Source organism: Vibrio sp. T11.5 (assembly GCF_027587155.1).
In the GTDB taxonomy this organism is placed as follows: domain Bacteria; phylum Pseudomonadota; class Gammaproteobacteria; order Enterobacterales; family Vibrionaceae; genus Vibrio; species Vibrio neptunius.
This window is the reverse complement of the sequence record NZ_JAPPTP010000030.1, coordinates 1-15553: the sequence shown is the minus strand read 5'-3', so window position 1 is coordinate 15553 and position 15553 is coordinate 1. Positions and strand designations below refer to the sequence as shown.

The following is a 15553-nucleotide window of genomic DNA, read 5'->3' as shown; positions in this document are numbered from 1 at the left end:
TGAGTTTAGTGTGAATTTTATAATCAAATCTTAGGCTTGGATCACCCTTTGTAGATTTTCGGGTTAAATACATCACGTAACCAGTCACCCAACAGGTTGATAACTAATACTAATGTTACCAATACGATGCCTGGGAAGGCGGTGATCCACCACGCTCCAGAGAAGATGTAGTTAAAACCAATGCTGATTAGCGCACCCAATGATGGTTGGTCTACAGGTAAACCTAAGCCAAGGAAAGAAAGTGCCGCTTCAGACATGATGGCATTTGCCACCTGTACCGTCGAAATCACTAAGATGGGTGACAGACAGTTGGGTAGAATGTGGCGGAACATGATACGTGGCGCTTTAAAGCCCATCACACGCGCCGCTTCGACATATTCTTTCTTCTTCTCAGCCAATACTGAAGCACGAATAGTTCGCGCGTATTGCGGCCATTCTGCAACACCAATAATCACCACCAACATCACGACAGCATATTGGCTGTAAAAGTCACTACCAAAGCTGGCTTTGAAAATGGCCGATACGATGATGGCGACCATCATGGTAGAAAACGAAAGCTGTACGTCGGCAAAACGCATCAGGAAGCTATCGATACGACCGCCAAAATAACCCGCTGACAAACCAATGATGATACCAAGTACCAGTTGCAGACCTACCGCCAAAAAGCCGATGGTCAGTGACAAACGTGAGCCATAGAGAATGGTCGATAGAATATCACGTCCCTGCTCATCGGTACCCAGTAGGAATCGCTCATCGCCCTCTTCCATCCATGATGGTGGCAGTTCTGAGTCCATAATATCAATCGACGACAAGTCGTATGGGTCAGTGGGTGATAGCACTGGTGCAGCCAAAGCCATCACTAAGAAAAGCATGAACACGGTAAAACTTGCCATCGCGACTTTGTCACGCTTGAAGTAATACAAGAAATCCGATTGTTTAAAACGCTCCCAACGAGAAGGAGCAGTTGCTGTCTGGTTCATGATTATGCTCCTTTACCAGTGAGATTTACGGTCGGGTTGATGACGCCGTATAGCAAGTCAACAATGGTGTTCGTCACGACGAAAATCAGGCCAACGAAGATAACGTAAGCCGTGATTAACGGTGTATCAACACGGTTGATCGCTTCTAGGAAAAGGAAGCCAGTACCCGGCCACTGGAATACTGTCTCAGTCAGAATGGTGTATGCCACCATGGTACCAATTTGTACACCACCCACAGTCAGCACCGGCAACATGGTGTTTTTCAGTGCGTGCTGGTAGTAGATTTTATTCAGCGCTAAGCCTTTCGCTTTACCAAACTTGATGTATTCAGAACTCAGCACTTCCAGCATTTCAGAACGAACCAAGCGAATAAAGAGCGGCAGCATAATAGAGGCGAGCGCAATGCATGGCAGTATTAAGTGTGCTAGGCCATCCAGTGTCAGGTAGCCAGACTCCCAGCCAAATAGGTTCGCTGTTTCGCCTCGACCATAAGATGGTAACCAACCTAGCTCAATCGAGAAAACATACATCAGCATGATGGCGGTTAAGAACACCGGTATCGAGATACCGATACTACTCCCAGCCATGACGAGCTTAGTGAAGAAGCTTTTTGGATGAATCGCCGAGTAAACACCAAGAGGGATCGAGCAGAATACAATGATCAGCGTGGCACCAAATACCAGCTCAAGTGTGGCGACTAATTTATCGAGAATCACTTCAACCGCTGGGCGCTTGAAGAAGTAAGATGTACCTAAATCACCTTGTAGCGCATTGCCAACAAAGCGTGTGTATTTTGTAATGAAGGGATCATTCAGACCTAGATCATCACGTAGTGCTTGACGCTCGGCTTCTGAAACCGACTGACCAACCAACTCACGTAATGGGTCGCCTAAGTTATCCTGAATGGCAAACGCCACTAGACTGATCACAAACATCACTATCAGTGCCTGAAACAGGCGCTTGACCAGAAACGAAAACATTCCTTGCCCCTTTAACTTTCCATGGATTTCAGTCTGCTCAACCAGAAATATTCCGGTGGCATTATCAGTCTGAAAAATGGCACTTAACCCGACTGAAACAAAGCCAAGCACCAAAAAATTAAGTGTGGCACCCGATGAGGGTGCCAGTATTGTTACTTAATTCTGTGCCGGGTTATTTCACCACCAAGTCACCGAAGTAAGGGAAGTTCATGCCGTTGATGATTGGACCAATATCAACGTTACCTTTCGCTGCCCATGATGGATCTTGCCAGTGTAGAGGAACAAATGCCGCTTCGTTGTATAGAATCTCTTCGACTTTCTTCAGCGAGGCACTACGCTTCTTAAGGTCTGTCATTGTGTTCGTTTCTTCAATCAGCTTATCAACTTCAGCGTTTGAATAGTGACCACAGTTGTACTGACCTTTACCTGTTTCAGCGTTACGTGTCATTGCTAGGAACTCAGTGAAGTTACCTGAATCCTCTGTATCTGGGTGCCAGCCGATCAAGAGCATGTCTGCTGCACACTTATCGAACTCAGGCCAGTATTGCGCTTTTGGCATCGTCTTTAGGTCAACCTTGATACCGATTTTAGAGAGCATGGCCGCAGAGGCTTGAGCAATCTTGTCATCGTTCACGTAACGGTTGTTTGGCGACATCATCGTCAGTGAGAAACCGTTCTCATAACCCGCTTCTTTCATCAGCTGTTTTGCTTTCTTGAGATCGTAGCGAGGTTTTAGGTCTGGGTTGTGACCAACGAAACCTACTGGGCTCTGTTGACCCGCGGCGGTTGCTGCGCCCTTCATCACTTTCTTAGTGATGCCTTCGTTGTTAATAGCGTAGGTGATCGCTTGACGAACACGTACATCTTTCAGGGCTGGGTTGCTGTTTTGGTTCATCTGGAACGTGATCACACGCGTACCAGGCATAGTGTAAAGGTCGACACTGTCGGCTTTCTTAATGCGTTTGTAGTCGTTTGGCGCTACTGGCGCAATCATGTCTACATCACCAGATAGAAGAGCGGCAACACGGGTAGCATCTTCTTTGATTGGCACTAGTGTTAGCTTATCTACGTTACCGTTAGAGGCTTTATCCCAGTAATCGTTGAAACGCTCAAACGTGACTTTTACGCCCTGCTCACGTTGCGTGATGATAAAAGGCCCCGTGCCAGACACATGAGTCGATGCGTAAGAGTTACCGTGCTTCACTAGCTCAGCTTTGTCTTTACCATCTTCTGTCTTACCTGAGTAGAACTTGCTGTCCATCGGGAATAGGTAAGTCATGACGTTTTCTACTAGCGGGTAAACGCCATCGGTTTTGACTTCAACGGTATAGTCACCCGTTTTAGTCACAGAAACGATTGGACCGAAGATACCTTTAAAGTCAGGAGATGTCTTTAGACGATCAAATGTCCACACTACATCGTCTGCCGTTAGTACATTCCCTGAGTGAAACTTCACACCTTGGCGGATAGTAAACTGCATTGTTTCGCCATCAAGACGTTTCCAAGATTCAGCCAATCGAGGTTCAAATTCCATTTTCTGATTAAAACGGATAAGTGGATCAAATACCATGTGAGACATTTGCAGTGTACCGCCAGACAGTTGCTCATGCGGATCCAGTGACACTGGGTCGGCATCATAAGCGACGGTAATATCTGCTGCCGCTGCGCCAAAGCTAAGGCCAGCTGCCATTAAAGCCACTGCTAGTTTGCTTTTCATGGTTTTCATTGCATAACTCCTTATGCGGGATTTCTATCCCTAGTTGTTGTATTTGTGTCTGTTTAGTCCCTGATGCTGCTTGTATCAGGAAAGGTCTACGACTTACGCCGTTTTCATTTCTTCTCTTAAGCCCGTGAATTCAGGCATTAGGGAAATCAGTTGTTTGCTGTATTCATGCTGAGGTGATTTAAACAGTTGCTCTGTCGGGGCGACTTCTAACAAGGTTCCCATCTGCATTACACCAACACGGTCACACATCTGACGAATCACAGGCAAGTCGTGGCTGATAAACAGCATGGTTAAATTTAATTCATCTTGCAGATCTTTGAGCAAGTTAAGGATCTGAGCCTGCACTGACACGTCGAGCGCTGACGTCGGTTCATCACAAATAAGCAGACGAGGACGGGTCGCTAATGCGCGAGCAATGGAGATGCGCTGACGCTGCCCGCCTGAAAATTCATGCGGGTACTTCACACCCGCCATTTTTCCGAGGCCTACGTGATCGAGAAGGTCATGCACGATCTGCCTGGTTTCCGTTTCATTACTGGTTAACTGATGGAAACGGATAGGTTCCGCGATGATGTCAAAAATCTTCATGCGCGGATTCATTGAGGTATATGGGTTCTGGAATACCATCTGCATCTGACGACGCAGAGGGCGACGTTCTTTTTCTGATTTCAGCGATGTCAGATCAATCCCTTCAAAGGTGACTTTGCCCGAGTTTGGCTGATACAGACCAGCAATGACCCGCGCAATGGTTGACTTACCCGAACCAGATTCGCCCACCAAACCAAACGTTTCCCCTTCAAAAATTTCGAAGCTGACATTGTTCGATGCTTGAACATACTCACGGCGGCTTTCAAACAGTGAATCTTTAGTGGTAAAGCGAAGATTGACATTCTCAACTGTCAATAATGAGCCAGTGTAATCACGGTGATCCTGGCTTTGACCTAACCAATGGTTCTTAACATCCAATGGTTCCATTTCGTGTGCTTCTTCTATGTAGCTCACGAGTGGGAAGCGATCTAGCTTGATATCAGAGCGTGGTACCGCAGAAATCAGGCTGCGAGTATAGGAATGATCGGGTTCGCCCAGCACTTTGGCTGTAGGGCCAAATTCAACCAGATCACCCCGGTACATCACTGCGACACGGTCTGTCACATTGGAAACCACACCCATATCGTGTGTCACCAACATGCAGCCCACATTGTTCTTAATGCACAATTCGCGAATGAGGCTAAGAATTTGGTCTTGGATTGAAACGTCGAGAGCCGTAGTTGGTTCGTCAGCAATGATCAGGTCAGGCTCACCAGCCAAGGCAATCGCAATAACAACACGCTGACGCATACCGCCAGAAAACTGGTGCGGAAACTGCTTGAGGCGGTTTTCCGGTTGAGGTATCCCCACTTGCTGCATCAGAGATAAAGCGCGCTGATACGCTTCCTCGTCTGTGACCCTCATATTGGCATGAATGGTTTCTTTCAACTGCTGTTCAACAGTAAAAAGTGGGTTCAGTGAGGTCATTGGATCCTGAAAGATAAATCCAATTTTTGAACCTCGTACTTGGCGCATTTCTTCTGCCGATAAACCTGAAATCAGCTCACCATCTAAATAAACTTCACCACTAGCGATGCGGCCAGGTGGGCTAAGTAGATCAATGACGGCATTACCGACCGTTGATTTACCTGCGCCAGACTCACCCACAACGCCGACAATTTCTCCACGCTCAATATTGAACGATAGAGATTTAACCGCGGCATGCACACCGTGGCGTGATGGGTATTCGATACGAAGATTTTTAACTTCTAAAAGTGACATTACCAGACCTCTACTGCTTTGGCAGTTTTCTGCCCTGTCTGAAAAGTGAATCCATTCAAGCCAGCCTGATCACCCAATCAAGTGAAGCAAAATTGGGGACACGGTTCTGGCAATTTACAAGGTCATCAATTTGGCAAAAAATTCACAGAAAAGCAACAAACATAGAATAAAAAGTCGAGTTTGAACAAATACCAAGCAGCTTATGAAAATAAGTATGCAATTGAGTTATATCATCAGTTGGTCATACCTGTTGTTAATGGAGAACAAAACGCTTTATTTGTAAGTCCTCAAGGTTATAAGCCAGACGTTGACGTTATAAGAGCAAGAGAATAAAAATTCACAAAAAACACAACCAAACTATTTAACAAAATAAAAACATAAAGCTGCTATTAAACAGATAATCAGTAACTTAATCTATATATTCCATCAATAGTAAAACTTTAGTTCAGATTTATGATAAATCAACAGCAAAAATTACCATCAATAAACCCTATTCACTACAGCCATAAAAAGTGAGGTTTCTGCTTAACTATCTCTTTCAGGGGTAGACAATATGACGCTTGGCTAGCGGCGTTGTGCGAGCAAAATACTGAGCGTTCAAGGCTGAATAATCAACGCAGTGAGCATCATGAAGACGGATAAAGGTCGTTAAGAACGGCCGTTCCACTCTTTGCTTCACTACTCGCGAGGCCTTGTTGAGATGAGGTAAGGGAAGGACTAAATACGTCTTCCTGAGCGTTGAGCACGAAAAAAGGCACCCTAAAAACGAAAAAACCCCAGTCTTTCGACTGGGGTTTTCTCTAATAGTGGTCGTGAAGAGCCAATTCAATGAACAGGCGAACCCCCGACCCATTCTTACGTTAGAAAACTAACCTAAGAAAAGGATAAGTGGTCGGTGAAGAGGGATTCGAACCCCCGACCCTCTGGTCCCAAACCAGATGCGCTACCAAGCTGCGCTATTCACCGACAAGTTATTTTTTTACTTGGTTTACGTTATAGAGGGTCAACCCTCTGGTCTCGCTTATTCCAAGAGCCGAGATGCGCTACAAACACGCTATTCATCGAGCAAATAATGGGGTGGCTAACGGGACTTGAACCCGCGACAACTGGAATCACAATCCAGGGCTCTACCAACTGAGCTATAGCCACCATCAATTCTTGTGTCTACCGCTCTAAAAGCCATAAACGAAAAGTGGTCGGTGAAGAGGGATTCGAACCCCCGACCCTCTGGTCCCAAACCAGATGCGCTACCAAGCTGCGCTATTCACCGACAAGTTATTTTTTTACTTGGTTTACGTTATAGAGGGCCAACCCTCTGGTCCCGCTTATTCCAAGAGCCGGGATGCGCTACAAACACGCTATTCACCGACAAGTTATTTTTTTACTTGGTTTACGTTATAGAGGGTCAACCCTCTGGTCCCGCTTATTCCAAGAGCCGAGATACGCTACGAACACGCTATTCAACGACTTATGTTTTATCTCGATAATGAATCAAGAATGGAGACAATGCCACCAGAATAATGGGGTGGCTAACGGGACTTGAACCCGCGACAACTGGAATCACAATCCAGGGCTCTACCAACTGAGCTATAGCCACCATTATATATGCCAATTAACTTACCTTAGTAAGCGTCCGGATGGCGCGCCCGAAAGGATTCGAACCTTCGACCTTTGGCTCCGGAGGCCAACGCTCTATCCAGCTGAGCTACGGGCGCATGCCCTATCGGCGGAGTGGAATAATACGGATATCACACTAGGCCGTCTAGTACTTTTTACACTTTTTTTTATCGTTTGACGCCTTTTTGGGCAATTAAAGTGTGATAAACCCCTATTTCCGATTAGATAACCCTATGGAAGCGGTTAACTTGTTGTTTATTGCAACAAGTTATCAGGATATAATCACCCAATATTTACATTGATTTAACAGCAAAACGCTGTCGATCAAGCCACACTCTAATAATAGGTAAGCACGAACTTACCTTCAGGAATGTAAAGTGAGTTTAATGGATATGTCTCGAAAAATCTTAACCGCTTTGGCCGCTGCGATCACTTTTTCTAGCGCCTCTTTTGCAGCTAATGTCAGCCAAGAAGACTACGATGCGATTGCAGAACGCATTAAACCTGTTGGTGGTGTTTATCTGGCTGGCGCTGAGCCAGTAAAAGCTGAGCCAACTGGCCCACGTGATGGTGCAACGGTTTACGGCACATTTTGTATCGCTTGTCACGCATCAGGGGTAAGCGGCGCACCAAAAACAGGTAACGCTGGTGACTGGGGCCCGCGTATTGCGCAAGGTAAAGACGTGCTGAAGGACCACGCCATCAACGGCTTCAATGCCATGCCAGCGAAAGGCTCTTGTATGGATTGTTCAGATGACGAAATCGTTGCTGCCATTGAGCACATGATTGCGGGTCTGTAATCCCTCATTAATATAAAAGAAGGGCTTGGTTTTCACCAAGCCCTTCTTTTTCTGTTCAACAAAAATAACCGCTATTTTTTGTTGAACATTGCACGAATATTCGCAATGTGTGCCTGCCCTTTAGCCATACGCTCTTCTTGCGTTTGTGGCTTTTTATTGACTTCCCATTCCACGTCATCAAACGGTAATTCATCAAGGAAGCGACTTTGAGTCGGCTTGATTAACTCACCAAACTGACGACGCTCTTTACACATGGTAAAGGTCAACTCACGCTGGGCTCGGGTGATCCCGACGTACATCAAACGGCGCTCTTCCTCAACATTGTCTTCATCGATGCTGGTCTGGTGAGGCAGAATCCCCTCCTCCGAACCAATCAAGTAAACATAAGGGAACTCTAGGCCTTTGGAAGCATGTAGGGTCATCAATTGTACCGCATCGCTGTCATCATCTTCTTCACCACGTTCCATCATGTCACGTAGTGTTAAACGTTGAACCACTTCTTTAATGGTCTTCTCTTCCTGATCATAATTATCCCCTTCTAAATCAGCGACAATCCAGGAATAGAGATCGGAGACGTTTTTCATCCGCATTTCGGCCGCTTTCGGGCTCGCAGAGGTTTCATACAGCCAGTCTTCATAATTGATATCACGCACCAATGAACGCACGGCTTCGACTGTGTCTCCGCGCTCGGCCTGATCCGCTATCTTGACTAACCACTGGCTAAAGCGGCGTAAGTTTTCTAACCCACGGCCAGACAAATGTTGCTCCAGACCAATTTCAAAACTGCATTCAAACAGACTTTTACCACGCATATTGGCGTAACTACCCAGTTTTTCCAGTGTTACTGGGCCAATCTCACGCCGAGGCGTGTTCACAATGCGCAAAAATGCGTTGTCATCATCAGGGTTCACCAACACTCGTAAATACGCCATGATGTCTTTGATTTCCGCACGAGCAAAAAACGAGGTACCGCCAGAGAGCTTGTAAGGCACTCGGTTTTGCATCAGAGATTTTTCAATCAGCCGAGACTGATGGTTACCACGATACAAAATAGCGTAGTCGCGGTAATCGGTTCGGTTAAGAAACTTATGTGCAATCAGCTCACCTGTCACCCGCTCCGCTTCGTGTTCTTCATCTTTCGCCAGTAATACTTTAAGCTTTTCGCCATCCGGTATTTCAGAAAACAGCGACTTTTCATACACGTGCGGGTTGTTGGCAATCAGTATATTGGCAGCACGCAAAATTCGGCTGGTAGAACGATAGTTTTGCTCCAGCTTTATCAAACGAAGGCTTGGATAATCTTCACCCAACAGCACCAAGTTCTGGGGTTTCGCACCACGCCAAGAATAGATTGACTGGTCATCATCCCCTACCACTGTCAGGCGACCCCGCTCGCCAACAATCAGTTTGACCAACTCGTACTGGCTGGTGTTGGTATCCTGATACTCATCGACCAATAAATAGCGAATACGATTCTGCCAACGCTGACGGACGTCTTGATTGGTGCGCAGCAGCAGAACCGGCAAAGCGATTAAGTCATCAAAGTCGAGTGCATTGTAAGCTTTCATCTGTTTCTGATACATGTCGAAACAGAAGGCAAACAGTTGCTGCTGTTCACCTTGAGCATATGCTTTTGCCTGCTCCGGAGTCAGCATGTCATTTTTCCAGTTGGAAATGGTACTCAGCAGCTGGCGTAGTAAATCTTTATCGCCATCGAGCTGTTTCTCAGTCAGCTCTTTCAATAGTGCTAACTGATCTTGGTCGTCAAACAGAGAAAAGCCCGACTTTAACCCCAATGCCTTGTATTCACGTTTAATAATGTTGAGGCCTAAGGTGTGGAACGTCGATACCATCAAGCCTTTCGATTCGTTCTTGCCAAGCGTCTGACCAACACGTTCTTTCATTTCACGCGCCGCTTTATTGGTGAACGTCACCGCTGCGATGTTACGAGCTTTATAACCACACTGCTGAACCAGATACGCAATCTTGTTGGTAATAACACGTGTTTTACCCGATCCCGCTCCCGCTAGAACCAAACAGGGTCCTGATACGTACTTAACGGCTTCGTCTTGATTGGGGTTCAGCTTCATAGAGGTCTCTGAGGTCAAAATTTATGGCGCCTATAATAATGGTGCAATAGATCGATTGCTATGTTTAATCGTAGTGCAGCCACTCCGGCTAAAAGGATCTCATTGGTTGTAAATTTATCTAATTAATAAAATGTTTTTATTGCACTAGTGTGCAGCTATCGGGCTATAATGAATGAACGTTCATTCATTGAAAGTGAGACTATGTCTAGTAACACATCAATAGATAAGCACGAGCAGATCCTCACAGCCGCTGAAAAGCTAATTGCAGAGTCAGGTTTTCAAGGCCTTTCGATGCACAAGCTGGCAAAAGAGGCAGGGGTGGCTGCAGGTACTATCTATCGTTATTTCTCAGATAAAGAGCATCTCCTGGATGAAGTGCGTTTAAACGTCGCCGAACGAATCGCAACTGCCGTTCAAGCTGACGTCAACGACGATATGCCCTTGAAAACACGCTATCGCACTATGTGGTTAAACATCTGGAACCTTGCAGGTTCGAATATGGAAACCCTGAGCAATCGCGTTCAATATGAATCTCTTCCCTGTGCAAACAAGCGAAAAACTCGGGAACTTGAGCGACAAATGTTTGCCAAAGTGGATCGGTTGTTTAATCAAGGAAAGGAACAAGGGATTTTTAAACCTCTCGACAATGAGATTCTTTCAGGGCTGAGTTTTGAAGCCAGTGTTGCACTGGCTCGCAAACATGCTTTGGGATACTACCAGCTGGATGACGTCGCTTTAGAAGCCGCCATCGAAGCTAGCTGGGATGCAATCATTCAACACTAACTTGGAGTTCTGATCAGAATGAAAAAGTGGACTTTCTTTATGTTGCTTATCGCAATACTGCTGTTTGGTAGCGTGATAGGCTTCAATCTATTCAAGCAACAGAAGATAGCCGAATATTTGGCTAATCGCCCAGAACCTGAGTTTCCGGTGACCGTAACGGAAGTACAACCTGTTGATTGGGTTCCTGTCATCGAAGCGATCGGTTTCATTGAACCGAACCAAGGTGTCACTGTAGCCAATGAAACAGCGGGGGTGATTGATAAAATTACTTTCGATTCAGGTACCGTCGTTGAAGAAGGTCAGCCTCTTGTTCTACTCGACTCTGAAGTAGAAAAAGCTGATCTGAAGAGCTCGCAGGCCAAACTACCAGCAGCACAGGCTAAGTATAAACGCTACCAAGGTCTATATAAGAAAGGCTCAGTATCGAAAGAAGCCTTTGATGACGCCGAAGCGAACTACTTCTCGCTTAAAGCCGATATTGAAAGCTTAAAAGCGACCATCGACCGTCGTGAAATCAAAGCCCCTTTCGCAGGCGTCGTTGGTATTCGTAACGTTTACCTAGGTCAATACCTACAAGCAGGTACGGACATTGTTCGCCTAGAAGACACCAGTGTTATGCGTTTGCGCTTCACTGTGCCTCAGACTGACATTTCCCGCATCAAACTCGATCAGCAAGTCGATATCTTCGTTGATGCTTACCCTGAGACACCATTTGAAGGCTCAATCACCGCGATTGAACCTGCAGTTAACGTCCAAAGTGGTCTGATCCAGGTTCAAGCTGACATTCCAAACAGCGATGGCAAGCTCCGTAGCGGTATGTTCGCGCGTGCCAATATCATTTTGCCAACGCTCGAAAATCAGGTAACCCTGCCGCAAACCGCCATTACCTTCACACTTTATGGGGACAATGTTTACATCATCTCTGAAGAGAATGGTGAAAAACGCGTTAAGCAACATGTGGTTAAAGTGGGCGAACGAGTGAAAGACATTGCTCACATCCTCGATGGCGTTAAACCTGGTGATTTTGTCGTGACATCTGGTCAGGTTCGTCTAAGCAATGACGCGAAAGTTCGTGTAGTAGAAAGCGATGCGACTACTCCACCAGCTGAAACACCTATGCTGTAATTGGAGGCCTCATGCGCTTTACTGATGTTTTTATTAAACGTCCAGTTTTAGCGGTATCGATCAGTTTTTTGATCGCCTTGCTTGGTTTGCAAGCGGTGTTCAAGATGCAGGTCCGAGAATACCCTGAAATGACAAATACGGTAGTAACGGTCACCACCAGTTACTACGGCGCCAGTGCCGACCTTATCCAAGGCTTTATTACTCAGCCTCTGGAACAGGCTGTCGCTCAGGCTGACAATATTGATTACATGACGTCCTCGTCAGTACTCGGTACATCGACCATTACCGTTAACATGAAGTTGAACACTGACCCGAATGCCGCCTTGTCTGACATTCTGGCTAAGACCAACTCGGTTCGCTCTCAACTTCCAAAAGAAGCCGAAGACCCAACTGTAACTATGTCGACGGGTTCTACAACAGCGGTGCTCTACATCGGCTTTACCAGTGATGAGCTTTCATCAAGCCAGATAACAGACTACCTAGAGCGTGTCATCAACCCGCAGCTGTTCACTGTTAACGGTGTCTCTAAGGTTGACCTCTATGGTGGTATGAAATACGCGCTGCGTATTTGGCTAGACCCTGCCAAAATGGCAGCACTGGGTAAAACGGCTACTGATGTCATGAACGTGCTAAATGCCAACAACTACCAGTCAGCGGCTGGTCAGGCTGTCGGTGAGTTCGTTCTGTATAACGGTAGCGCTGATACTCAGGTCTCTAACGTCGAAGAGCTGAAGAACCTTGTTGTTAGCTCTGACGAAGGTGATGTCACTCGCCTTAGCGATATCGCAAAAGTCACCCTTGAGAAGAGCCACGATGTCTACCGTGCAAGTGCCAATGGTAAAGAAGCGGTCGTGGTGGCGATCAACGCGGCGCCAAGTGCGAACCCAATCAACATCGCAGCGGATGTCCTTGATCTGTTACCTCAACTAGAGCGTAACCTGCCAAGTAACATCGACATGAACGTGATGTATGACTCGACCATCGCTATTAATGAGTCGATCAACGAGGTTATCAAGACCATCGCTGAAGCGGCACTGATTGTCTTGATCGTAATTACGCTGTTCCTAGGTTCTTTCCGTGCAGTTATGATCCCTATAGTTACCATCCCGCTATCTCTGATTGGTGTGGCGATGGTGATGCAAGCGATGGGCTTCTCATGGAACCTGATGACGCTACTGGCGATGGTATTGGCCATCGGTCTGGTGGTAGATGATGCGATCGTTGTTCTAGAGAACGTCGACCGACACATCAAGCTGGGAGAGTCACCTTTCCGTGCAGCCATTATCGGTACACGTGAAATCGCGGTGCCAGTTATCGCCATGACTCTAACGCTGGGTGCAGTATACGCACCGATTGCCTTGATGGGTGGTATTACTGGCTCACTATTTAAAGAGTTTGCCCTCACCCTCGCAGGTTCGGTATTCGTATCCGGTATCGTCGCTCTGACACTATCACCTATGATGTGTTCGAAGATGCTGAAGGCTAATGAAACGCCAAACAAATTCGAACAGAAGGTACATAGTGTCTTAGATGGCATGACCAGCCGTTACGAGCGTATGCTGGGTGCGGTCATGAAGCACCGCCCTGTGGTGATTGGTTTTGCTCTCATAGTGTTTGCTAGCTTGCCGATGCTGTTCAAGTTCATCCCAAGCGAATTGGCACCGTCGGAAGATAAAGGGGTAGTCATGCTGATGGGTACTGCTCCATCGAATGCCAACCTCGACTTCATGCAAAACACCATGAATGACGTTAACCGGATTCTGTCTGACCAACCAGAAGTCGCGTACGCGCAGGTGTTTACTGGTGTGCCTAACTCGAACCAAGCCTTTGGTATCGCGTCTATGGTGCCATGGAGTGAGCGTGAAGCGAGCCAGTCTGAAGTTGCCAACCGCGTGACAGGTTTAGTCAGCCATGTTCCTGGAATGGCAGTGACAGCATTCCAGATGCCGGAACTTCCAGGTGCAGGTTCAGGTCTTCCAGTTCAATTCGTGATCACCACACCTAACGCGTTCGAAAGCTTGTTCACTATCGCCACCGATATTCTTGGTGACGTAAAGTCTAACCCGATGTTTGTTTATTCTGAGCTGGATCTGAACTACGACTCAGCGACAATGAAGATCAACATCGACAAGGACAAAGCGGGGGCATATGGCGTAACAATGCAAGACATTGGTACCACGCTGAGCACTATGATGTCTGATGGTTACGTCAACCGAATTGACCTTAATGGTCGTTCGTATGAAGTAATCCCTCAGGTTGAGCGAAAATGGCGTCTAAACCCAGAATCGATGAACAACTACTACGTGCGTGCTGCAGATGACCGTGCGGTTCCTCTGGGTAGCTTGATCACCATTGATGTTGTCGCTGAGCCACGCTCACTGCCACACTTCAACCAGCTTAACTCTGCCACCATTGGTGCTGTACCTGCACCAGGTACAGCCATGGGTGATGCTGTCAACTGGCTAGAAAATATTGCGACTGAAAAACTGCCAAACGGTTACAATCATGATTACATGGGTGAAGCTCGCCAGTATGTCACAGAAGGGAGTGCGCTTTACGCGACCTTTGGTCTAGCACTAGCGATTATCTTCTTAGTTCTGGCAATTCAGTTTGAGTCTCTCAAAGACCCAATCGTCATCATGGTTTCCGTACCATTAGCAATCTGTGGCGCTTTAATCGCTCTAGCGTGGGGGGCAGCTTCAATGAACATCTACTCTCAGGTCGGTCTGATCACCTTGGTTGGTCTGATTACCAAGCACGGTATCTTGATCTGTGAAGTGGCCAAAGAAGAGCAGTTGCACAATAAACTAGGTAAGACAGAAGCGGTCATGGAAGCGGCGAAAGTTCGTCTACGCCCTATCCTGATGACGACTGCTGCGATGATTGCAGGTCTTATCCCACTGATGTATGCAACAGGCGCAGGCGCAGCTCAGCGCTTCAGTATCGGTATCGTTATCGTTGCTGGTCTGGCGATTGGTACTCTGTTTACCCTGTTCGTACTGCCGGTTATCTACAGCTACCTAGCTGAGAAACACAAGCCACTACCGGTGTTTGTTGAAGACAAGGACCTGGAAAAACTGGCTCGTGTTGACGAAGCAAAAGCCGCACAGCGTCAGCTGTCTGACAACAGCTAAACTCAACGTTTGCCAAAAGGCCACTTCGGTGGCCTTTTTTATTGGTCACTATTTGTCGTTAGTCGCTTCGAATTTTTGCTATCGAAGTAGCGACTTTCCCGTATCAATTACATAGAATACCAACAATAAGAGACAGGAGTTTTCGTCACATGTTTGACCCAAAGAAACTAGAACAAATTGCTAAACAGATACATGACTCAATGCCAACACCAGTGAAAGAGCTTGGTGCAGACGTTGACCAGAAAGTACGCCAAGTCATCCAAGGCCAACTGAACAAACTCGATGTCGTGAGCCGCGAAGAGTTTGATGTTCAAACTCAGGTATTGCTACGTACTCGCCAAAAACTGACCGAAATGGAGCAGAAATTGGCTGAACTGGAAGAGAAGCTAGCAGACAAGTAAGCTGAACCGCGAGAGAACCCTGAGGGCTGACGTGATAACGTCGGCCCTTTTTGTTTTCATGCATGTCACCCCCAGAACGAGGAACAAGTGAGTTGGGGATCTCTTACA

10 protein-coding genes and 5 tRNA genes are annotated in these 15553 nt (G+C 46.7%); 5 read left to right on the top strand and 10 right to left on the bottom strand.

Translation table 11 applies throughout. The features are described from left to right. Positions 1–41: 41 nt before the first annotated feature. From OH455_RS20575 to OH455_RS20535, 9 genes are all read right to left on the bottom strand, one after another. Positions 42–980 carry an ABC transporter permease gene (locus tag OH455_RS20575; protein ID WP_206371084.1) on the bottom strand — a complete coding sequence of 313 codons (939 nt, stop codon included), beginning with the start codon at positions 978–980 and terminating at the stop codon, positions 42–44. Positions 981–982: 2 nt separating this feature from the next. Continuing rightward, entirely contained in the window at positions 983–1960 is a 978-nt protein-coding gene (locus OH455_RS20570) for an ABC transporter permease (RefSeq protein WP_045977423.1), read from the bottom strand. Between the two features lie 172 nt (positions 1961–2132). Further along, the gene (locus OH455_RS20565) at positions 2133–3686 is read right to left on the bottom strand and encodes an ABC transporter substrate-binding protein (RefSeq protein WP_045977424.1); all 1554 of its coding nucleotides are present in this window, start codon (positions 3684–3686) and stop codon (positions 2133–2135) included. 93 nt (positions 3687–3779) lie between these two features. Beyond that, a complete protein-coding gene (locus tag OH455_RS20560) occupies positions 3780–5495 on the bottom strand; it encodes a dipeptide ABC transporter ATP-binding protein (RefSeq protein WP_269982649.1) in 1716 nt (571 codons plus the stop codon). Between the two features lie 889 nt (positions 5496–6384). Next, positions 6385–6461, bottom strand: a tRNA-Pro gene (locus tag OH455_RS20555). Positions 6462–6568: 107 nt separating this feature from the next. Further along, positions 6569–6644 (bottom strand) — tRNA-His (locus tag OH455_RS20550). Positions 6645–6688: 44 nt separating this feature from the next. Further along, positions 6689–6765 (bottom strand) — tRNA-Pro (locus OH455_RS20545). A 251-nt stretch (positions 6766–7016) separates the two neighbouring features. Further along, a tRNA-His gene (locus OH455_RS20540) sits at positions 7017–7092 on the bottom strand. Between the two features lie 41 nt (positions 7093–7133). Next, positions 7134–7210: transfer RNA gene (locus tag OH455_RS20535), tRNA-Arg, on the bottom strand. Positions 7211–7498: 288 nt separating this feature from the next. Between OH455_RS20535 and OH455_RS20530 the strand changes: the two genes are divergently transcribed. Beyond that, on the top strand, positions 7499–7912 hold the full coding sequence (locus tag OH455_RS20530; protein ID WP_045977426.1) for a c-type cytochrome: 414 nt from the start codon (positions 7499–7501) through the stop codon (positions 7910–7912). A 71-nt stretch (positions 7913–7983) separates the two neighbouring features. On the opposite strand, the gene rep is transcribed toward OH455_RS20530, so the two are convergent. Then, positions 7984–10002, bottom strand: coding sequence for a DNA helicase Rep (rep, locus tag OH455_RS20525; RefSeq protein ID WP_269982648.1), 2019 nt, complete (start codon positions 10000–10002; stop codon positions 7984–7986). Positions 10003–10203: 201 nt separating this feature from the next. Between rep and OH455_RS20520 the strand changes: the two genes are divergently transcribed. The 4 genes from OH455_RS20520 (at position 10204) to ubiK (ending at position 15445) form a co-directional block, all read left to right on the top strand. Beyond that, positions 10204–10785, top strand: coding sequence for a TetR/AcrR family transcriptional regulator (locus tag OH455_RS20520; RefSeq protein ID WP_157634076.1), 582 nt, complete (start codon positions 10204–10206; stop codon positions 10783–10785). 18 nt (positions 10786–10803) lie between these two features. Continuing rightward, positions 10804–11910, top strand: coding sequence for an efflux RND transporter periplasmic adaptor subunit (locus OH455_RS20515; RefSeq protein ID WP_206371088.1), 1107 nt, complete (start codon positions 10804–10806; stop codon positions 11908–11910). Positions 11911–11921: 11 nt separating this feature from the next. After that, the gene (locus OH455_RS20510) at positions 11922–15044 is read left to right on the top strand and encodes a multidrug efflux RND transporter permease subunit (protein ID WP_045977430.1); all 3123 of its coding nucleotides are present in this window, start codon (positions 11922–11924) and stop codon (positions 15042–15044) included. Positions 15045–15193: 149 nt separating this feature from the next. After that, positions 15194–15445: a ubiquinone biosynthesis accessory factor UbiK gene (gene ubiK, locus OH455_RS20505; RefSeq protein WP_045977431.1), complete on the top strand. Its 252-nt coding sequence runs from the start codon at positions 15194–15196 to the stop codon at positions 15443–15445. Positions 15446–15553 lie beyond the last annotated feature (108 nt).